General features: G+C 55.2%; 20 protein-coding genes and 1 tRNA gene. 12 read left to right on the top strand and 9 right to left on the bottom strand.

Translation table 11 applies throughout. From position 1 onward, the window contains the following. Positions 1 to 11: 11 nt before the first annotated feature. Positions 12 to 680 carry a helix-hairpin-helix domain-containing protein gene (locus tag ACO06L_RS03530; RefSeq protein WP_202347566.1) on the top strand — a complete coding sequence of 223 codons (669 nt, stop codon included), beginning with the start codon at positions 12 to 14 and terminating at the stop codon, positions 678 to 680. Next, on the top strand, positions 680 to 2,956 hold the full coding sequence (gene selD, locus ACO06L_RS03535; RefSeq protein WP_064230412.1) for a selenide, water dikinase SelD: 2,277 nt from the start codon (positions 680 to 682) through the stop codon (positions 2,954 to 2,956). Before ACO06L_RS03530 ends, selD begins: the two co-directional genes overlap by 1 nt. Here the strand turns inward: selD and senB are convergent. Then, a complete protein-coding gene (senB, locus tag ACO06L_RS03540) occupies positions 2,953 to 3,939 on the bottom strand; it encodes a selenoneine biosynthesis selenosugar synthase SenB (protein WP_202347567.1) in 987 nt (328 codons plus the stop codon). The two genes, selD and senB, sit on opposite strands and share 4 nt — an antisense overlap. Positions 3,940 to 4,116: 177 nt before the next feature. On the opposite strand from senB, the gene ACO06L_RS03545 reads away from it, so the two are divergent. The 4 genes from ACO06L_RS03545 (at position 4,117) to ACO06L_RS03560 (ending at position 7,874) form a co-directional block, all read left to right on the top strand. Further along, positions 4,117 to 4,992 carry a putative selenate ABC transporter substrate-binding protein gene (locus ACO06L_RS03545; RefSeq protein ID WP_202347568.1) on the top strand — a complete coding sequence of 292 codons (876 nt, stop codon included), beginning with the start codon at positions 4,117 to 4,119 and terminating at the stop codon, positions 4,990 to 4,992. Continuing rightward, a complete protein-coding gene (locus ACO06L_RS03550; protein ID WP_064230414.1) occupies positions 4,992 to 5,642 on the top strand; it encodes a phosphonate ABC transporter ATP-binding protein in 651 nt (216 codons plus the stop codon). Before ACO06L_RS03545 ends, ACO06L_RS03550 begins: the two co-directional genes overlap by 1 nt. A gap of 15 nt (positions 5,643 to 5,657) precedes the next feature. Further along, positions 5,658 to 7,124, top strand: a complete 1,467-nt coding sequence (locus tag ACO06L_RS03555; RefSeq protein WP_202347569.1) for a PhnE/PtxC family ABC transporter permease — start codon at positions 5,658 to 5,660, stop codon at positions 7,122 to 7,124. Between the two features lie 138 nt (positions 7,125 to 7,262). After that, positions 7,263 to 7,874, top strand: coding sequence for a hypothetical protein (locus tag ACO06L_RS03560; RefSeq protein ID WP_202347570.1), 612 nt, complete (start codon positions 7,263 to 7,265; stop codon positions 7,872 to 7,874). On the opposite strand, the gene ACO06L_RS03565 is transcribed toward ACO06L_RS03560, so the two are convergent. Next, positions 7,867 to 8,178, bottom strand: coding sequence for a hypothetical protein (locus tag ACO06L_RS03565; protein WP_104322668.1), 312 nt, complete (start codon positions 8,176 to 8,178; stop codon positions 7,867 to 7,869). The two genes, ACO06L_RS03560 and ACO06L_RS03565, sit on opposite strands and share 8 nt — an antisense overlap. An 84-nt stretch (positions 8,179 to 8,262) precedes the next feature. After that, a complete protein-coding gene (locus tag ACO06L_RS03570; protein ID WP_202347571.1) occupies positions 8,263 to 8,775 on the bottom strand; it encodes a hypothetical protein in 513 nt (170 codons plus the stop codon). 102 nt (positions 8,776 to 8,877) lie between these two features. Here ACO06L_RS03570 and ACO06L_RS03575 point away from each other — a divergent pair, with 102 nt between their 5' ends. Genes ACO06L_RS03575 through ACO06L_RS03585 form a run of 3 tightly spaced genes read left to right on the top strand, consistent with a single transcriptional unit; the run spans position 8,878 to position 11,100 of the window. Further along, the gene (locus tag ACO06L_RS03575) at positions 8,878 to 9,798 is read left to right on the top strand and encodes an ABC transporter ATP-binding protein (protein WP_202347572.1); all 921 of its coding nucleotides are present in this window, start codon (positions 8,878 to 8,880) and stop codon (positions 9,796 to 9,798) included. Positions 9,799 to 9,823: 25 nt separating this feature from the next. Continuing rightward, positions 9,824 to 10,585, top strand: coding sequence for an ABC transporter permease (locus tag ACO06L_RS03580; protein WP_064230419.1), 762 nt, complete (start codon positions 9,824 to 9,826; stop codon positions 10,583 to 10,585). Further along, entirely contained in the window at positions 10,582 to 11,100 is a 519-nt protein-coding gene (locus ACO06L_RS03585) for a DUF192 domain-containing protein (protein ID WP_202347670.1), read from the top strand. Before ACO06L_RS03580 ends, ACO06L_RS03585 begins: the two co-directional genes overlap by 4 nt. A gap of 25 nt (positions 11,101 to 11,125) precedes the next feature. On the opposite strand, the gene ACO06L_RS03590 is transcribed toward ACO06L_RS03585, so the two are convergent. Then, the gene (locus tag ACO06L_RS03590; RefSeq protein ID WP_202347573.1) at positions 11,126 to 11,917 is read right to left on the bottom strand and encodes an enoyl-CoA hydratase; all 792 of its coding nucleotides are present in this window, start codon (positions 11,915 to 11,917) and stop codon (positions 11,126 to 11,128) included. Positions 11,918 to 12,104: 187 nt separating this feature from the next. Between ACO06L_RS03590 and ACO06L_RS03595 the strand changes: the two genes are divergently transcribed. The 3 genes from ACO06L_RS03595 to ACO06L_RS03605 are packed head-to-tail and all read left to right on the top strand — an operon-like array spanning position 12,105 to position 14,022. Next, on the top strand, positions 12,105 to 12,248 hold the full coding sequence (locus tag ACO06L_RS03595; RefSeq protein WP_162841257.1) for a hypothetical protein: 144 nt from the start codon (positions 12,105 to 12,107) through the stop codon (positions 12,246 to 12,248). A gap of 38 nt (positions 12,249 to 12,286) precedes the next feature. Beyond that, entirely contained in the window at positions 12,287 to 13,165 is an 879-nt protein-coding gene (locus ACO06L_RS03600; protein ID WP_202347574.1) for a DMT family transporter, read from the top strand. Between the two features lie 53 nt (positions 13,166 to 13,218). Next, positions 13,219 to 14,022 carry an enoyl-CoA hydratase-related protein gene (locus ACO06L_RS03605; RefSeq protein WP_202347575.1) on the top strand — a complete coding sequence of 268 codons (804 nt, stop codon included), beginning with the start codon at positions 13,219 to 13,221 and terminating at the stop codon, positions 14,020 to 14,022. A gap of 99 nt (positions 14,023 to 14,121) precedes the next feature. Here ACO06L_RS03605 and ACO06L_RS03610 read toward each other — a convergent pair whose 3' ends face one another. The 5 genes from ACO06L_RS03610 to ACO06L_RS03630 all read right to left on the bottom strand — a co-directional run bounded on the left by ACO06L_RS03610 (position 14,122) and on the right by ACO06L_RS03630 (position 18,365). Then, positions 14,122 to 14,259 (bottom strand): hypothetical protein, encoded by a 138-nt coding sequence (locus tag ACO06L_RS03610; protein WP_227715983.1) that lies wholly within the window; start codon positions 14,257 to 14,259, stop codon positions 14,122 to 14,124. Positions 14,260 to 14,536: 277 nt separating this feature from the next. Beyond that, positions 14,537 to 15,208: a DUF2290 domain-containing protein gene (locus ACO06L_RS03615; RefSeq protein ID WP_202347576.1), complete on the bottom strand. Its 672-nt coding sequence runs from the start codon at positions 15,206 to 15,208 to the stop codon at positions 14,537 to 14,539. Between the two features lie 12 nt (positions 15,209 to 15,220). Next, positions 15,221 to 17,422, bottom strand: coding sequence for a DEAD/DEAH box helicase (locus tag ACO06L_RS03620; RefSeq protein WP_202347577.1), 2,202 nt, complete (start codon positions 17,420 to 17,422; stop codon positions 15,221 to 15,223). 139 nt (positions 17,423 to 17,561) lie between these two features. Beyond that, a tRNA-Leu gene (locus tag ACO06L_RS03625) sits at positions 17,562 to 17,648 on the bottom strand. A gap of 75 nt (positions 17,649 to 17,723) precedes the next feature. Then, positions 17,724 to 18,365 carry a class I SAM-dependent methyltransferase gene (locus tag ACO06L_RS03630; RefSeq protein ID WP_202347578.1) on the bottom strand — a complete coding sequence of 214 codons (642 nt, stop codon included), beginning with the start codon at positions 18,363 to 18,365 and terminating at the stop codon, positions 17,724 to 17,726. Positions 18,366 to 18,462: the final 97 nt, after the last annotated feature.

Below are 18,462 nucleotides of genomic sequence, written 5' to 3' on the forward strand. Positions count from 1 at the left end.
GGAGACATTCCATGGCGAAGAAAGCCAAACAGAACGTTGATAAGATCGTTAAAAAGGTCAACAAGGAGTTCGAAAAGACCTCCTCCCAGATCGAAGGCCTGGTGAACGATGCGCTGAAGCAGTTCGACAGCCTGCAGAATCAGGTCCAGGAACCGGTGCGCAAATTGCTCAAGGAAATTGACGAACTTCGCGACCGGGAGATGAAGCGTTTCCACGAAGAGTTTGAACGTCGCCTTGAGGAATTCCACGAACTGCAGAGCAGCATTCTTGAGCGCCTGGGTGTGGCCTCCAAGGAGGCGGGGCAGGAAGTGAAGAAGCTCACCGATGAAGTGAGCAAGGAAGCCAGCACAGCCGCCAAGAAATCTGCTCCGAAGAAAACCACCAAAACGGCCTCTAAAGCAAAAGCGTCTGCCAGCAAGCCTGCTGCTAAAAAGCCAGCGGCGAAGAAGCCTGCCGCCAGGAAAGCGCCGGCTGCCAAAGCTGCCAAGCCGGTGGATAAGAGCGACCTGACACTGGTCAAAGGCATTGGCCCTGCCACTGCCAAGAAGATGAAGGATGCCGGCATCACTTCCATCGACCAGATCGCCAACCCGTCTGCGGAAGACCAGGAAAAACTCAAGGCCTTCTCAAACGTCAAGGGATACAGCCAGTTTACAGCTGAAGCCAAGAAAATCAGCTAATGCGAACGCCTGACCAGCCTGTATTACGGGACATTGTCCTGATTGGCGGCGGGCACAGCCACGTCGGGGTACTGAAACGGTTCGCCATGAACCCGGTTCCCGGCGTGCGCCTGACTCTCATCTGCCGCGACACCCACACCCCCTATTCCGGCATGTTGCCCGGCTACGTGGCCGGCCATTACAGCTACGATGATGTGCACATTGATCTGAGCCGCCTGGCCGAATACGCAGGCGCCCGGTTTTATCGTGCCGAAGCCATGGGTATCGACCGTAAACGGAAGCGGGTTATCTGCCGTGGTCGTCCGGATGTGCCCTACGACATTCTTTCCATCAACATTGGCTCGTCTCCCCGGGTTAATGAAGTGGAAGGCGCCTCGGACCACGCGGTGCCGGTAAAACCCATAACCGGTTTCAATAACCGTTGGCTTGCCCTGCTCTCCCGTATTGAAAACCACGACGGCCCTCTTACCGTTGCGGTGGTCGGGGCTGGCGCTGGTGGGGTGGAACTCACCCTGGCAATGCAATTCCGCCTGAAGAATGAACTGAAGCAGCGGGGCAAAGATCCCGGTCAGCTTCACTTCCACCTCTTTGACGCCGCAGACGAAATTCTTCCCACCCATAACCCGAAGGTTCGCGAGGTTTTTCGCAGGACATTGTCGGAACGCGGTGTGAAGGTTCACCTGGGGTCTCCGGTGAGCAAGGTTCAGGAAGGGTTACTGGTCACCGAATCCGGTGAAACCCTGCAAACCGACGAAGTGCTCTGGGTGACCCGGGCCGGTGGTCCGGAATGGTTGAAAGACACAGGCCTCGCGCTGGATGACGGGCTGTTCCTGCGGGTACGCGATACCTTGCAGGTGGAGAACGACGACAGCATTTTTGCTGCCGGCGACATCGCCAATGTGCTTAACCACCCCCGTGAAAAAGCGGGCGTGTTCGCTGTAAGGCAAGGTCCCCCACTGGCCGACAACCTCAAGCGTCTGGCGACCGGAAAAGATCCGAAGGATTTCTACCCCCAGAAAAAATGGCTGGCGTTGATCAGCACGGGCGATAAATACGCGGTCGCCTCCCGGGGCGACATGCAGTTTGATGGCGCCTGGGTCTGGCGCTGGAAGGACTGGATTGATCGCCGGTTCATGAAGAAATTCACTGATCTGCCTCCGATGGAGGAAGAATCCAAACTGCCGGATACCGCTGCGGCCCAGAATGCCGAAGAAGCTTCCCAGGCAATCTCTGCGGTTGCGATGCGTTGTGGTGGTTGTGGCGCCAAGGTGGGCAGCACGGTTCTTTCACGCGCCCTGGGAGAGCTCAAACCCATCGAGCGTGATGATATCCTGATCGGCCTTCATGCCCCGGACGATGCCGCTGTGTTGAGAGTACCGCCGGGCAAAGCCGTTGTTCACACCGTGGACTTTTTCCGTGCATTCATTGACGACCCTTATATCTTTGGCAAGGTGGCGGCCAATCACAGCCTGGGTGATGTGTTTGCCATGGGTGCCGAGGCGCAGAGTGCCACGGCCGTTGCCACCGTGCCTTACGGCATTGAATCCAAGGTTGAGGACGTGGTCTACCAGATGATGTCCGGTGCTGTGGAAGTGCTGAACGAAGCCGGGTGTGCACTTGTTGGCGGGCATACCGGCGAGGGTAAGGAACTGGCTCTGGGCTTTGCTGTGAACGGCCTGATCGACCCGGAAGATGTCATGAGCAAGGGTGGGCTGAAAGCCGGAGACGTTCTGATCCTTACCAAGCCCATCGGCACCGGCACCCTCTTCGCCGCCCACGCCAAGTTGGCTGCAAAGGGCCGATGGATCGATTCTGCGCTGGCCTCAATGGTTCAGTCCAACAAGGCGGCGGCGGACTGTCTCCGGAAATTCGGCTCCAAAGCCTGTACAGACGTTACCGGCTTCGGCCTGCTCGGGCACCTGGTTGAAATGACCAAACCCTCGGGCGTCGATGCCGAGCTGGATCTCTCGGCCATCCCCATCCTTCCTGGCGCCGAGGAGACTGCCGCAGCGGGCATTCTCAGTTCCCTGCAACCGGCAAACATCCGTTTGCGCCGGGGTATCCGGGATCAGGAAAAGTGGGTTAACCATCCACGGTACCCGCTGATCTTCGACCCGCAAACGGCAGGCGGGCTTCTCGCCAGCGTTGCGGCAGACAAGGCCGAGGAATGTGTTCGGGAGCTGAAGTCTTTGGGCTATCCGCATACAGCCATCATCGGCCGCATCACCGCCCAGGATGATTCCGGGCCCATCGAGCCCATTTCCCTCAGGGATTAATGTCTCTTTGAGCAGCGCTGCATCGCAAGCTGCAGCGCCTGCTCCAGGGATGCCTGCTCCTTTTCTGGCAGAAAACGCCCGGCCAACTTGCCAACCTGTTTTTTGAGGATATCGAGAAACACTGGATCGGTCTCTGCGCGATGAAGCAGATTGGCCAGATCCTGTTCGTCTCCAACGGGGAAATATCCGGCATAGTCCCGGCCCAACAAACCAACATTTCCCGGGATATCGGATGCCAGTATCGGCAAGCCAACCCGGCAGGCCTCGGATACCACGTTCGCGCCGCCCTCCATTACCGAGCTGATCACCATCACCTGACTGTTCGCCATCAACTGTCGGGTGTCGGCTTTGTCCAACTCCCCGAGCCAATGGAAACGCGGATTCTCAGCCATCTCAGCTTCCGCTTTGTGTTGCCACTCTTCGTTGTGCGCCTTGCCGGCGCAAAAGATCCCGACCTGCGAGTCTGCCGGAAGAAGTCGCGCAGCATAGGCCGCCCGGAGCGAATCTTTTTCGTCCCGCAGATGGCCAATCACACATGCGCCGAACGTGCCGCTATTGCCTTCGGCCCGTGGCGCGGGAAAGGACTCAGGACCCTCCGCCGATTGGTATAGGGTAACCAGCTTGTCGGCCAAGTCGGCAGGTATGTCTTCGGCTACGAGATCGTGCAGGCCGATAAGGGTATCGGCCACGTCCATGGAATAGAGGGTGTCTGCCGGATACTCGTGTTGGTGGTGATAGATATCCGTGCCGGTCAGCACCACGATCAGGGGCTTTTCGGGCCAGGTTTCACGAAACCGCCGTATGGCATCAACGCTGCGCCAGGCGTGCAGGGCTATGAGGGCATCACAGGCTTCACCGTGATATTGGGTAACAACCTCGACAGCGTGACCTGCGTCTTCCAGCAGGGCTTTCCAGCGCTCTGCCGTTGCCCGGTTTCCTGCTTTCGAGCCCGGCTGTGCCGGCGTGATCATTATGAGTTGCATAGTGTCTGGTCAGGCCCAGGTTACTGAAAAATGGAGCGTTCGGTCCTGAGCCGTTTAAACCCGCAAACCGTATAGCTGTTCAGAGTTAACGTAAATCAAGGTATCCTGCAAGGCAGCGAGAAGCGTTGACTTCCCTCGTATTGCAACCCACACAGTCTGGCAAAGTAAGGAACTCCAATGGCCCTTAATCTTATACGGAAATTGATGTTTTCCAGCCTTTTTTGTTTCACCGCGGCAACAGCATCGGCTGAAACCTTCGTATTTACCGCCATCCCCGATGAAGACGAAACCAAGCTGGTCGAGCGATTCAAAGGTGTGGCTGATTATCTATCCCAGGAGCTGGATGTAGAAGTCCGCTACATCCCGGTTAAATCCTATGCCGCAGCGGTCTCCGCATTCCGTAACAACCAGGTGCAACTGGCCTGGTTTGGCGGGCTGTCTGGCGTACAGGCACGTCGACTGGTGCCTGGCTCCGAAGCCATTGCCCAGGGCGTGGAAGACGAAGCGTTCCAGACTTACTTTATTGCCAATACCAGCACCGGAATCGAAAGCGCCGAAGAGCTCTCCGCTCTTGAAGAGGAGCTAAAAGGCAAAACCTTCACCTTTGGATCGAAAGGTTCCACTTCCGGGCGCCTGATGCCCGAGTTTTACATCCGTGACGTGTTTGGTGCCCAGCCAGAGGAGTTTTTCTCCCGCGTAGGGTTCAGCGGCAACCACACACGTACCTTGCGCCTTGTTGAAGCCGGCACCTATCAGGTTGGCGCCCTGAACTTCCAGGTCTGGGAAAAAGAACTGGCCGACGGCAACATCGACACCGACGCCGTTCAGGTAATCTGGGAAACCCCGCCCTACCCGGACTACCAGTGGACCATCCGCGGTGACGTCAACGAGCGTTTCGGCGATGGCTTCAAAGAGCGTGTTACCGAAGCCCTGCTGAATCTGGACGACCAGGCGTTGCTGGAAAGCTTCCCACGTTCCGGTTTCATTCCCGCATCGAACGACGATTACGAGCCCATTCGCAAAACAGCGGAAGAGATTGGAATCCTGGACTGATGTCAGGGTTCGATCTTTCAGGCCTGACGGCCTCCTTTGGCGGCGAGCGGGTTATCGGCCCGCTCTCGCTGACGGTTAAACAGGGCGAACAGGTCGCCCTGGTAGGCAAAAGCGGAGCGGGTAAATCCACACTGATCCGATTGATCCACGAGCGGGTAAACCGGGAATCGTCTCTTGTGCCCCAGGATCTCGGGTTAGTGAACGCTCTGCCGGTGTTCCATAACGTCTTCATGGGCCAACTGGATAAACACACTACCTGGTACAACACCCTCACCCTGATCCGCCCGTTCTCAAGAAACCGTGACGAGGTGCGTGAGTTGCTCAGGGCTTTGGGCATGGCAGAAAAGCTTTGGTTGCCCACGGCCTCACTCTCAGGCGGCCAGCGCCAGCGTGTGGCCATTGCCCGTGCCTTGTATCGTAACGCCCCGGTGCTATTGGCGGATGAGCCCATCTCCGCCCTGGATGGCCCCATGGCGCATCTGGTGATGGAGTTGTTAAAAGAACGGTTCCAGACCAGTGTCATTGCGCTGCACGATGTTGAGATGGCGCTGAAGTACTGCAGCCGTATTGTCGGCATTCAGGACGGCCAGGTGGCTCTGGATGAATCCAGTAAACGCCTGACCGCCACCGATATTACGTCGCTGTACTAGGGAAACGGCCTCGCCATGCTCTCTTCCCCAACGGTCCGCACCAGTCTCATCTTTGTTGCCGTCGCCCTGATCGGCTTGCTGTTCGCGGACATTGCCATAACCGCTTCCAATCCCTGGCGAGATCTCGGGAATTTCTTCCTTGGGGTTTTAACGCCGAATTTCTTCAGCAGCGAAGGGCTAATGACCGCCCTGCTGAGAACGGTTGCCTTTGCGTTTGTGGGAGTGGCACTGGGAAGCGTGTGCGGCTTCTTGTTGTCACTGGTCTACCGGTTTCTGCCGGTGCGAATTTTCTGTGCCTTTATACGGGCCATTCACGAGCTTTTCTGGGCCCTGATCTTTCTCCAGTTTTTCGGTTTTCACCCGCTGACCGGCGTACTGGCAATTGCCATTCCCTATTCCGGGATTTTTGCCAAGGTGTATTCCGAAATCCTGGATGAAGCTGACCCGGAGCCGGGGCGGTTGTTGCCTCCGGGCACCGGCACCATTGCAGCGTTTCTCTATACCCGAATTCCTGACTGCTGGGTGCAGCTTCGCACCTATACGGCCTATCGCCTCGAGTGCGGCCTGCGCTCAAGCGCCATTCTCGGGTTCGTGGGGCTGCCGACCCTGGGCTTCTACCTCGAATCCTCGTTTTCACAAGGTCTCTATTCCGACGCGGGCGCCATGCTCATTCTGTTTTACGTACTGATCGCTACCATGCCGTTGTGGGTGAAGCCGAAAATACTGCCCGTCTATATTCTGGGAGCGCCCTTCTTTCTCGGTGAGGGTTTGCCCATTGTCTGGGGCAACGTGGAGCGTTTCTTCACTGAAGACATTGTCCCCAGCCCTCTGCGGGACGGTGAGGGCCTTGCCGGGCTGATCCCCTGGTTCAACGATTTGATGATCAACGAGGCGATGCCCGGTATCTGGAACACCGTGATACTCACCCAGATTGCGCTTGTGGCCACGGGGATACTTACCTTGCTCGCCTTCCCCCTGATCTCAAACCATTTCGGCGGCGCGGTTCGGCGTACTTCTGGCCATGTATTCCTGGTGATTGCACGGTCCACGCCGGAATACATCCTCGCCTACATTCTGCTTCAGCTCTGGGGCCCGTCGATGCTACCCGCGGTGGTGGCGCTTGCTCTCCACAATGGCGGAATCATCGGCCACCTGATTGGCCGCCAGACCAATGGCATCCGCCTGCGGCCAGACGCGCCAACCGGCTTTAACCGTTACAGCTGGGAACTGGTGCCCAGGGTTTACCGGTCGTTCCTGGCGTTCCTTTTTTATCGTTGGGAGATCATCATGCGGGAGACCGCGATTCTGGGCATTCTCGGGATCTACACATTGGGCTTCTATGTCGACAGCGCGATCCAGAACATCCGTTTTGATCGTGCCATGGTGCTGATACTGATCACGGCCCTGCTGAACATCGGCATTGATGCCCTAGGCCGCTACATTCGCCGCAAGCTGGCCCTGCAGACCATGCCCACCTGCTAGCCACAATCGCTGCGATCCCCGTCACAGTTCCGTCATTTCAGTCAATCCGAGGCCAGGTAATGGCGACGGGTTAGCGGTATTTGCCGGATACATTCCGTTACAATCCGATCACCTGTTGCAACATTCAGAGTTCTGGTGATGATGGTTAACGGATTGATTCTCTTAATTCAGGTGGGGCTGCTGGCCCTGCTTGTCCTGCTGGCTATACGGATGATTACCCTGGTTCGCTCGGAGCCCCTGGCAGCGGGCCATCAAAAAATCTTGTCCGGCAAAGACACAATCGAGGCGAATCACTCCGAACTTCCCTCAAACACTTCCGAGTGGCCTGTTGCGGTGCGAAAACCGGTAGTCGATGCTGCCCCGGATCGTGCCGAACTCATTACCCGGCTGCATATCCTGGCAGGCCTTCAGGAGAGGGATTGCCGTGGTAACGGCCTGGAACTGGCAACCGCGCCAGAAGCAGTCAAGGCTTATGCCGCTGCCTGGCTCTATGGCGCCGGATGTGCCCTCAGTGATAAAAGCACCCGGCACTCTGCAGCGCTGGTCGGGATCGTTGCCCAGATTGCCAGTCGAAAAACCGGGATTCGTCAGCCGGAGGCTGTTCAGGCGATAACGACATTGACGGCCAGCACGGTTTACCTGGCCTGTTTCAGGGCGGGATTGGAAGGCGCGGAATTCTGGCGGTATAACCATTACGTACCGCCAACATCGAGTCTCTACGAAGCCATTACCGCTAACGCGTTTATTTAGCAGCCCGACTTGGGGCGGTTTCAAGCACCCAGTCGGTGCCCAGCGCCACGGGTTCGGCATGATCCTGTTCGTCTGCACGGGTGCCGGTAATCTCGGGCCGGCTGAACCCGCCATCATCGGTATTGGCCATGCTGTCCACATCTACCGAACGAACCACGTAGGTCACGCCGCCAGACAACACTTTCGCCCGGTGAGTCAATCCGAACACAAACCGGCAGTAATCCAGCTTGAGCTGAATCAGGTCCTGCTCGGCTTTGCGGATTTTTCTCAGCAGTACCTTCTGAACGCTATCTCCGTAATCCATCACGTTGTCCCTGATAGTGGCGGTATGGTGATTTTACACAATCCCGGCCCGTTGTCAGCCGACGGGCCGCCAGTTCCAATTGGCTCAGTGCGGTTCGGCCTGAAAAACCAGCTTTACCGGGATGCCTTCGAAGGGCTTTTGGCCCTGCTGAAGGTCAATACGCCACGTCATAGTGGCATCTACGGTACAGAAGGGTGCGGTAAAGCGTGCGGCGTATTCGTTTCCTGCCTGGTTGCCCAGCGGTACCGGGTACTCGCCCATATACATGGACTCTCCCCGGAGAACGGCAAGAAAACGTTCGGGGCGCTCTGGGGTAACAACCGTGAGGCGGTATTCCGTGCCCTGGGTGCCCTCGCCCACTTCGCTGAGGCTAACTTCCCAATCACCCGAACTATCCGACCACCGGCATGGGCCTGCTTGCAGCAAATCACACCGGGCCTTGGCGGCACTCTCATCTGAAAGCCCGGTATCCTGGTTTTTATCATCGCCCCCAAGCATGCCCGGGCCGAAAACAGCAACGGCAATAAGCCCCAGAATCAATCCTGCCAAAGCAATAGCGCGTAACATAACGGCACCCCGAACAAACCTGCCGGGCATTATGGAGTTTTCTCCCGCCAAGGCAAAGGTTTCTAAACTGGCGCCAGTCATGAGAAAATACCGCGCCTTCAATTCGACCCATTTTGACCACAGGACACGCCCGTGCAGCCGGATATCTCCGTTAAGCACCTGAGCAAGGTATATGGTGACGGTTTTCAGGCCCTGAAGAACATCAACCTGGACATCCGCCGTGGCGAAATCTTCGCCCTGCTCGGCCCCAATGGCGCCGGCAAGACCACGCTCATCAGCATCATCTGCGGCATTGTGAATCTCTCCTCGGGCGAGGTAAAAGCCGCCGGCTACGACATTGTCAAAGACTACCGCAAAGCCCGCGAGACCATCGGCCTGGTGCCCCAGGAACTGAACACCGATTCGTTCGAAACCGTCTGGGATGCCGTTTCCTTTAGCCGCGGCCTGTTTGGCAAGCCGCCAAAGCCGTCCCATGTCGAAAAGGTGCTGAAAGATCTTTCCCTCTGGGACAAGCGCAACAACCGCATCATGTCTCTGTCCGGAGGCATGAAACGCCGGGTAATGATTGCCAAGGCACTATCCCACGAACCGCAGATCCTGTTCCTGGATGAGCCAACCGCGGGTGTGGATGTGGAGCTGCGTCGGGACATGTGGGAGATGGTCCGCAAACTCCGGGAAAGTGGCGTTACCATCATCCTCACCACGCATTACATTGAAGAAGCCGAGGAGATGGCCGACCGGATCGGGGTAATCCGGCAGGGTGAAATCATCCTGGTGGAGGACAAGACCCAGTTGATGACCAAACTGGGCAAAAAGGAACTGCGCCTCCACCTTGCGCAAAAGCTCGAAAAGGTGCCGGGCGAACTCACCCTGGAACCGGTGGAGCTGTCCGAGGATGGTTACGAGCTGATCTACACCTTCGATTCCCAGCAGGAACAGGCCGGCGTTGCCAGGCTGCTTCGCACACTCGGGGATCTGGGTATCGAATACCGGGATCTGCAAACCCGGGAAAGCTCCCTTGAAGAGATTTTTGTCGGCCTGGTGCACGAGTAAGCCCGCCGGCCCAACGGAGAAAGGCATGAACCTTTACGGTATCCGCGCAATTTACAAATTCGAAATGGCCCGCATGCGCCGCACGGTGATGCAGAGCGTACTCTCGCCGGTGATTTCCACCTGCCTGTATTTCGTGGTCTTCGGCTCCGCCATTGGCTCGCGTATGGGTGATATCGATAACATCGCCTACGGTGCCTACATCATCCCGGGGCTGGTGATGCTGTCCCTGCTGATGCAGAGCATTTCCAACGCCTCGTTTGGCATCTACATGCCCAAGTTCTCGGGCACCATCTATGAAGTTCTCTCGGCCCCGGTGTCTTACGTCGAAGTGGTTCTGGGTTACGTTGGCGCCGCAGCCACCAAATCCGTGATCCTCGGGCTGATCATCCTAGCCACTGCGAAGTTCTTTGTGGATTACGACGTGCTGCACCCGTTCTGGATGTTCTCCTTCCTGGTGCTGACCTCCATCACTTTCAGCCTGTTCGGCTTCATCATCGGGATCTGGGCGGATGGGTTCGAGAAACTCCAGATCGTCCCGATGATGATCATCACACCGTTGGTGTTCCTTGGCGGCACTTTCTACTCCATAGATATGCTGCCGGACGTTTGGCAGACCGTAAGTCTGTTCAACCCGGTGGTCTACCTGATCAGCGGCTTCCGCTGGGCGTTCTACGGTGTTTCAGACGTTCATGTCGGCATCAGCGTGGGTATGACTCTGGTCTTTCTCACCGCGTGCATGGTGGGCATCTGGTGGATCTTCAAAACTGGCTATCGGTTGCGCTCGTGAAACCGGCATCGGGAGATTTGCGAGGGCTGAAAGTCGGGTTTGTACTGGCGGTCAGCGCGCTGATTTACGGGTGCTCTTCAGGCATCGCCGCGCCTCAGGAAGGCCTGCCGGTTATCGAGGCCTGCTTTGTGTCCGCGGCGGGCACAATGCCGGTAAAACTGGAAGTGGCCAGTAGCTCCGAACAGCGCCAGAAGGGATTGATGGGCCGCACTTCTCTGGCGCCTGACGCCGGAATGCTGTTTGAATACAGCGAGCCAAGGCAAGCCAGCCACGGCTTCTGGATGTACAAGACCCTGATTCCCCTGGACATCGCCTACCTCAACCGCGAGGGCGTCATCGGCAGTATCCGCCACATGGTGCCCTGCGCCTCTGCAAGCGGTTCCGGCTGCCCCACCTACCCCGCCGGCGTGCCCTTTATCCAGGCCGTAGAGATGAACGCCGGCTTTTTCCGGGAGCATGGCATCAGGCGTGGCGACCGGCTGAACCTGGGAAAGGACAACTGCCCGGCGCGATAGGCCGGGCGGATTCCTGCAAGCGAGCCTAGCTGTCTTTCCACTCCGGCTTGCGCTTCTCCAGAAACGCGCAGATGCCTTCCTGGGCATCGTTGGCCATCATGTTGTCGGCCATTACCCTGGAGGTGTACTCGTAGGCATCTTCCAGCGGCATTTCCAGCTGCTGGTAGAAAGCCTCTTTGCCAATCTTCAGAGTGTGCCCGGACTTGTCGGCAATGGTGCGGGCCAGCTTGTAGACCATCTCGTCCAGGTGCTGCTCATCAACGATCTGATTGACCAACCCAATGCGTTCAGCCTTCACGGCGCCAATCATTTCACCGGTCAGCAGCATTTCCATGGCGTGCTTGCGCGAGACATTGCGAGACAGCGCCACCATCGGCGTGGAACAGAATAGCCCGATGTTCACCCCTGGCGTGGCAAACCGTGCGGTGTCTGCCGCTACAGCCAGGTCGCAGCTGGCCACCAGCTGACAGCCTGCGGCGGTGGCAACACCGGCTACCCGGGCAATCACCGGCCGGGGCAGATTGACGATCTGCTGCATCACCTTGCTGCACAGGTTAAACAGCGCCATCTGGAATTCATGGCTATCAAACTGCTCCCGCACTTCCCGAAGGTCGTGGCCGGCGCAGAACACATTGCCATGGGCCGCGAGAACCACAACCCGGGTTTCGGTATCGGAGGCGATGGTCTCAAGCTCTTCAGACAGGGCCTCCAACATGGCCATGGAAAGGCTGTTTTTCTTCTCCGGCTGGTTCAGCGTGAGCGTGGTAATGCCATTTTCGTTGTACTTGTGAACCAGATCTGCGGTTTGTTCAGTCATGAGGACACTCCATTTTTAACGTTGCTGCACCAGGCAACCTGCAAACTTACCCAGAGTATTGCTGACTGCGTCTATACTGTCGAAGCGACTTTTGTAGGATGCTCAGTTTTCTGGGCCTTGAGGTTGTTATAGCCCTCTGCCGCCCATAGGCTGTTGGTATAAGCCAAAACGCAGAGAGGAAGAACGCATGTCGAAATCGATAATCCTCAAAGCCATCTTTGCCATCGCGGTTATTGGCGGAGCAATCTTCATTATCATCAAAGACGAACCTGCAACACCAACCGGCGACATCAACAGCATCCAGCCGCTGCCAGAGCAGGACAACCCGTAAGCTAGACCACAAACCACTGCGGAACAGGCGAACCCACATTGCAGACAACCCGAATCAAAGGACTGACCATCGCCGCCCTCGGCGTGCTTTTTATCGTCCCGGATGCGCTGCTTGTGAAAATCACCTCCGTGGACCCGGTGGTGTTCCTGTTCTGGCGGGGGCTTTTACTGGCCCTCAGTTTCTTTGTTATCAGCTGGGCCCGCTACCGTTCCCGGCTGGTGCCTGAAATCCGAAAATGCGGCCGTAAAGGCCTGTTCTGCGCCAGTGCCTTTGCCATCAGCACCCTCGGCTTCGTGGTGGGCATGAAGAACACGGCTGCGGGCAACGTGCTGGTGATCCTCAACACCGCGCCGGTGATCGCGGCGGTCATCGCCTGGGCGGTGTGGAAGGAAACCCTGCCTCTGCGAACTTGGGTAGTCATCCTGGTGTGTGTCACCGGGGCCACTTTCATGGCCGTGGGCGAGTTTGGCAAGGGTGACCCGCTGGGGCTGCTGATGGCAGTGGTCGCCGCCACGGCCCTGGCCTCCAACCTAAACGTGGCCCGATCCAAACCCGACAGCGATATGAGCGTGATGCTCATGTTCGGTGCCCTGGCGCTGGCAGTCGTGGCCGCTGTATTTGGCGGAGCCCAGATGCCATCGGGCCGGGACTTCTTTTTTATCGCCCTGCTCTGCCTGGTATTCCTGCCAACCGCCTGCATTCTGATCCAGATTGGTCCGCGCTATATTCCGGCGGCGGAAGTCAGCCTGATGCTGCTACTGGAGACCGTGCTCGGGTCCTTCCTGGTGTGGCTGTTCCTTGGCGAGGTGCCGCCAAAACTGAGCCTGGTGGGCGGTGTCATCGTGTTCTCTGCCCTGGCGGCGCACGGGTGGACGGAAGTCAGCCGATACCGAAAGGCGCGGCTGGCAGTTGATTAACCCGGTTCCCGCGCGCGAAGATACGCGCTGATCACAAACAAGGAACCGCAACCATGACCAGCGTACCCAAGCTCACCGACGCACTGCTGACCCTGGAAAACCGGGTAGCCATCCTCACCCTCAACCGCCACGACCTGCGCAATGCGCTGACAGGCTCAAACCTGATCGACGACATCGTGACCACGGCGGAATGGGTGAACCAGTGCGACGATGTGTCGGTACTGGTGATCACCGGCGCGGGCTCTGCCTTCAGCGCCGGCGGCAACATCCGGGATATGGCCAACCGCAGCGGCGACTTTGCCGGTGACGTAGCCGAATGCGCCGACCGCTACCGCAAAGGCATCCAGCGCATCCCCCTGGCCCTTCAGAATGTGGAAGTACCCATCATCGCCGCCGTAAACGGCCCCGCCATTGGTGCCGGTTTCGATCTGGCCAACATGGCAGACATTCGCATTGCCTCGGAAAGCGCAAAGTTCGGCGAAACCTTCCTCAACCTCGGCATTATCCCTGGCGACGGCGGCGCCTGGTTCATGCAGCGCCTGATCGGCTACCAGCGCGCTTTCGAGCTCACCCTCACCGGTCGGGTTATCGACGCTGCCGAGGCAAAGGAGCTGGGCATTGTGCTGGAGGTGGTGCCAGCGGACGAACTGATGAACGCCGCAAATGCCATGGCCAGCCGCATGGCCAGCCAGCCGCCAAAAGCCACGCGGCTCACAAAGCGCCTGATGAAGATGGCGCCGAGAATGGAGTTGAAGGATTTTCTGGACGTGTGTGCCAACTTCCAGGGCATGTGCCATAACGAGCCGGAACATCTGGAAGCGGTTAATAAGATGCTGGAGGTGATGTCCAAGAAGTAGCGGTGGCGGCGCCAAGGCCGCCTATCCGGCAGGCGGGGCTATTGCTGCGTAAACACCTTCAGGTCGAGCTCCTTCTCCACCTGCTTCGCAATGGTCTCGTCAGATAGACTGAAAGCTATATGACACTTTAACCAATCTGGCCTGCCCAACAGGCCTAACGATCAGCCGCTTGGCTTTCTCGATGGGATCGTTCACGTAATCTGCGATCTGCTTACCGATAGCTTCAACTTCGGCCATGGCGTTCTGTCTCCTAGTGCGGAAAACATTGAGTTAATGTTTACGCGGGGAGTTGAAACGTCGTTCATCTTTTCAGAGTCGCGAAATGGCAAAAGTGGAGAAAGAAACTGGTGAATACCTGAGTTGTTTCATGATCTATTTCGCTGACCCACCTAAAAACAAGCTGTTGGGTATTTATGCTGAAGTACGGTATTGGTTAGCGAGGTTTTTCAGACGGCTGAGGTTGCAGTAAGAGGCGCGAACGCGCCTCCTTGGAGTTCTGTCAATACCTGTACTGTCACGCTCTACTAAGAGAAAGACTATCGTTGTGCGGTGTGTCCAGAGATTTAAGAGAAAACTGGTACTTTAGAAATGATTGAACGTGCCGTGCTTTACAGATTTCGGAGTATTGCGAATTTAGCGTTTGCCCAATCAGCCAGTCCCAAAAAACGACAGGATTGATAAGCTCTACACTAGAAATTCTCACCTCATTAATCGCACCCAATTGGACGTGACACATACTATGCGAACTTACGTCTTTATCAAAATCGAGCCGGAGGTGGGAGGTATTGACTATATCTACACCGTTTTCCATCCAGTCGACTGCGCCAAAGTAATAGTCCATTAAAGCATCCGTCCCTGCCTCTTCTAAGAACTCCAAAAGCTCTTCTTTGGCATCCACCACCTTTAAAGGTTTAGGGTAGTATGCCAATCTCGCCTTCTTTAATTCACCATTTTCCCAATCATAAAAAAACTGGATTAACGAGTCGTCAATCAGCAAAAACGAATATTGCCGGTCGGCAAGGAGCTTCTCGTATTCTTTGGCGTACGCTAAGAATTTGTCAATACCAGGCCTGTAGGGATTCCAGGAGATACTTTCGCTTTTAAAGACGTAAGCACTATCTTGTATAAGGTCTGAGAATTTACCGGCGATGCCATCTATAGCACCCTTAGCAGAATCAAAGTCCATATCGATCCAAAATCAATTGTTTTTCTTATTCATTCTTTCTAGCTGCTCTCTCAGCAGATCGGGGTTTTTCTTAGCCATTTCCTCCAACAATTTAGACATCTTATCCATTTCAGTGTCAGATTTCGAAAGAATCATTCTCCGTCTTCGGATAATATCGTCCTCGGGACGATAGTATTTAAACATGGGGATATCATTTATAATCGAATCAATCTCAATTACAAGCTGATTCATCCCTATAGTGTTGGCCAGGCCCGTGATATAACACCATCCTCGAGACCTAGTAACCGACACAAAGAATGCATTACGGCGACGGAATGTCGCATCAGGCGTTACACTCTCGGCATCCATCACAAAGACAACGTTTGCCTCGTTACCTTTGGCCTTAAATGGGGTAGTTAAAGTAACCTTACCTTTTTCCTTAAACTGATTAGGTTTTTCAACAATTCCAGGAATAATCGCTTCAATACCACAGGCGTTAAGCATAGTGCGGATAGGCTTCAATCGTTCCTCAGCCGCTCGCGTATTAAGTGTAATAACAAATATCTCTTCTGGTGGAACATTCTGTTCATTAACTAGCTCAAAGATCTTATTTGCAATGAATTCCTGTTCGCCGGATTTATTTTGTGCCGTATAAATTTTTACAAGATTTCGCGTACTCTTATCATTTTTCTTGAGAAGTGCTTCCAGAAGGTTAGTGCTATTGTCGTCTGGGCGTTCGACTTCCACATAATCGTGGGCTTCGATCATTTCCTTATTGCTAGGTGTAACCACGCGATAACCCAGCGCATTCCAATCGGATACTTTATCAATGCTATCGACCAACCCTTCTTCAGCATACATGCCCAGCGCTACGCCGTGAGCTACCATTAACAGAATCCTTGGGTTTCGATAGCAGTTTGGAAGAACGAAGTCCTTCTTTACTCCACCCTCATACTCACCCTCTAAGGCTGAAGACGGAATCAAAGGTTTACCCTCTTCATCAAGCCCAAACATTTCGTCAGGCTCTCTGATTTTTATATCCTTCAGCGATTGAAAGTCGTCGTAGGCCCAAACTATACGCTTTGGGTCCTTAGTAATTTTATGGACGACTTGAAAGATTTCGTTAGGAAAATCCTGAGCCTCATCTATCAGAACTAAGTCATAGATTGGAAACAGATTATCGCCAACTCTTTCGAGAATGTGCTGATAGATTCTTTGGAGGCCATCTTTAGATCCCCTTACATCATTAAGAGTTAATGGCGCGAGTCCATGTAAATTGCACAAAGAGGAGTACAGTCCGGCCTTACCTCGTCCACCCCAAGCGTGAAGTACGTCAACATTCTCCCAGTCAATAGCCGCTTTGGATTCGCGAGCGTAATAATCGCCGATTAGTCGTTCGATCATGTTATAAAGACTTTGGGTATTGAAAAGGTAAAGGATTTTAAAATCCTTAGCCCTTATCGCTGTTAACGCAGCCTTAAGTGACAAAACAACGGTCTTCCCGGTTCCCGCAAGTCCACGAATCCTTTGGGGGCCATTCGGAATTTGCATTGAAATTTGACGTTGAGCTCGATCTTGCTTGAATGTCCGAGCAAGAGATGCCGAAATCAAGTCGTTTATCGTCTCAAGCCTCACGTTCTTAACGGGCGTGGAAGTCTTTCCAATCGCATCAGTCCCTTCCAGCAAAGAAAGGACCTCATTAAAACTCTCTACATCCGCGTTCCAAACAGGGTTATTCAACAGCCGCTCGAGATTTCCTGTAATATCATCGCAAGAAATAATGTCGGAGAGGCAGAAATCTTGGGTGGACAGCTCTTCTAGCGATGCGTGCGTGTTTTCCCGGAATATAAGAGCTCTTCGGAGTGGTACCTTTAGACTGGCTGCTCTTCTGTCATAAAACCTTGGATTTCTCTTCAACCGAGTGACGATCTCATCGCCATAGAGTTCTAGAATCAAGTCTCGCGAGTACTGAGCTCCGCCAGATGTGTTCCAGACCCTACCGTCATCGTCAAAAGAGTTCACCTCATCATGAACTACGTCTAACAGCACAATACCAAGCTCAGGCGTCACAATAATGAACGTGGGGACTTCGGACGTATCTACGCTTCCCAGCATAGGAATTTTGTAGGCGCAGTACCCTTCCTCTGTAACTTGGAAGATAGATTCAAGTTGACGCCAGATTTCCACATCGTAAGGAATGTTGTCGAGCTCGAGCGATCCAGGTAGGTATTGCATGTTTAATCCTGCGGGCGGTCCTTCAAATTAAACTCTCAGGTTAACTTTTTAGCCGAAAAAGTCTAGCAGCAGCATGTCTACATTTGTGCACGTGCCGACTTAGCGAAGATCTTGAAGGCTTTTAAGATATTGATTTATATGGTGCTCCGGGCCGGAATCGAACCGGCACGACCTAACGGTCGAGAGATTTTAAGTCTCTTGTGTCTACCAATTTCACCACCGGAGCATTCGGGGGAGGTTTTGACGGGCAGAATTGTATAAGTCTGCGTGGGGTAACGCAATTCGGATTCCGCCCTCGCCTTCAAGCAGCTGGGCTGGCTGCTCCGGGCTTGGTTGCCCTGCCCTTATAGATGTATCCGGCGATTTTTGGTGCCTTGGGGATGTAGAGGTTTTCCAGTTCCTGGATTTCAAAGCCGGCGTGTCGGATCAGATCGGCGATGTGGCGGTTCAGGTTGCAGCCGCCGGCCAGCTTTTTCCAGCCGGGGGTGATGCGGTGTTGCCATTTGCGGGTGCCATCGTGGGGGGATTCGCCGTGTTCCAGGAACAGGAGTTCGCCGCCCGGTTTCAGTACCCGCCACATTTGCTGTAACGCGGCCTGCCAGTCGGGGATGGTGCACAGGGTGAAGGTCAGCAGTACCGTATCGACGGAATGGTCTTCCAGGGGGATCTTCTCACCCGGCAGGTCTAGCCACTCTACCTTGATGGGGGATCTTGCGAGATTCGGTTGGGCCTTGCGGCGCATGCCCTCTGAGGGCTCCAGGCCGTACACCATGTCTACGTTGTCGGAATTGTAGAACTCCATGTTGATGGCCGAGCCCATGCCCACTTCCAGAACCACCCCTTTGGCTTGTGGTACTACCTGGCTACGAAGCTTCATTACCTGGCCCATGGAGCAGGCCCGGTCTATGATGTGGGGCAGTATCCTGTCTTCGTAAAAGCTCATTGGTTTGCCCATACTTGTTTTAAATCAAGGGGTGCGACAAAACGCCCTATCGGGTTTATCGCCATGTTTAGTAGCATGGTAATCATCTGCCGGTAAT

It is taken from the genome of Marinobacter sp., from assembly GCF_965229985.1.
GTDB lineage: Bacteria > Pseudomonadota > Gammaproteobacteria > Pseudomonadales > Oleiphilaceae > Marinobacter.

What these genes read in the sequence shown, in the direction of transcription:
- ACO06L_RS03565 (WP_104322668.1), bottom strand. Translation starts at nt 8,178, where the DNA reads ATGGATTACGGAGATAGCGTTCAGAAGGTACTGCTGAGAAAAATCCGC.
- ACO06L_RS03610 (WP_227715983.1), bottom strand. Translation starts at nt 14,259, where the DNA reads ATGGCCGAAGTTGAAGCTATCGGTAAGCAGATCGCAGATTACGTGAAC.
- ACO06L_RS03630 (WP_202347578.1), bottom strand. Translation starts at nt 18,365, where the DNA reads ATGAGCTTTTACGAAGACAGGATACTGCCCCACATCATAGACCGGGCC.
- senB (WP_202347567.1), bottom strand. Translation starts at nt 3,939, where the DNA reads ATGCAACTCATAATGATCACGCCGGCACAGCCGGGCTCGAAAGCAGGA.
- ACO06L_RS03550 (WP_064230414.1), top strand. Translation starts at nt 4,992, where the DNA reads ATGTCAGGGTTCGATCTTTCAGGCCTGACGGCCTCCTTTGGCGGCGAG.
- ACO06L_RS03615 (WP_202347576.1), bottom strand. Translation starts at nt 15,208, where the DNA reads ATGGACTTTGATTCTGCTAAGGGTGCTATAGATGGCATCGCCGGTAAA.
- ACO06L_RS03530 (WP_202347566.1), top strand. Translation starts at nt 12, where the DNA reads ATGGCGAAGAAAGCCAAACAGAACGTTGATAAGATCGTTAAAAAGGTC.
- ACO06L_RS03580 (WP_064230419.1), top strand. Translation starts at nt 9,824, where the DNA reads ATGAACCTTTACGGTATCCGCGCAATTTACAAATTCGAAATGGCCCGC.
- ACO06L_RS03555 (WP_202347569.1), top strand. Translation starts at nt 5,658, where the DNA reads ATGCTCTCTTCCCCAACGGTCCGCACCAGTCTCATCTTTGTTGCCGTC.
- ACO06L_RS03570 (WP_202347571.1), bottom strand. Translation starts at nt 8,775, where the DNA reads ATGCCCGGCAGGTTTGTTCGGGGTGCCGTTATGTTACGCGCTATTGCT.
- ACO06L_RS03560 (WP_202347570.1), top strand. Translation starts at nt 7,263, where the DNA reads ATGATGGTTAACGGATTGATTCTCTTAATTCAGGTGGGGCTGCTGGCC.
- ACO06L_RS03620 (WP_202347577.1), bottom strand. Translation starts at nt 17,422, where the DNA reads ATGCAATACCTACCTGGATCGCTCGAGCTCGACAACATTCCTTACGAT.
- ACO06L_RS03595 (WP_162841257.1), top strand. Translation starts at nt 12,105, where the DNA reads ATGTCGAAATCGATAATCCTCAAAGCCATCTTTGCCATCGCGGTTATT.
- ACO06L_RS03605 (WP_202347575.1), top strand. Translation starts at nt 13,219, where the DNA reads ATGACCAGCGTACCCAAGCTCACCGACGCACTGCTGACCCTGGAAAAC.
- ACO06L_RS03545 (WP_202347568.1), top strand. Translation starts at nt 4,117, where the DNA reads ATGGCCCTTAATCTTATACGGAAATTGATGTTTTCCAGCCTTTTTTGT.
- ACO06L_RS03590 (WP_202347573.1), bottom strand. Translation starts at nt 11,917, where the DNA reads ATGACTGAACAAACCGCAGATCTGGTTCACAAGTACAACGAAAATGGC.
- selD (WP_064230412.1), top strand. Translation starts at nt 680, where the DNA reads ATGCGAACGCCTGACCAGCCTGTATTACGGGACATTGTCCTGATTGGC.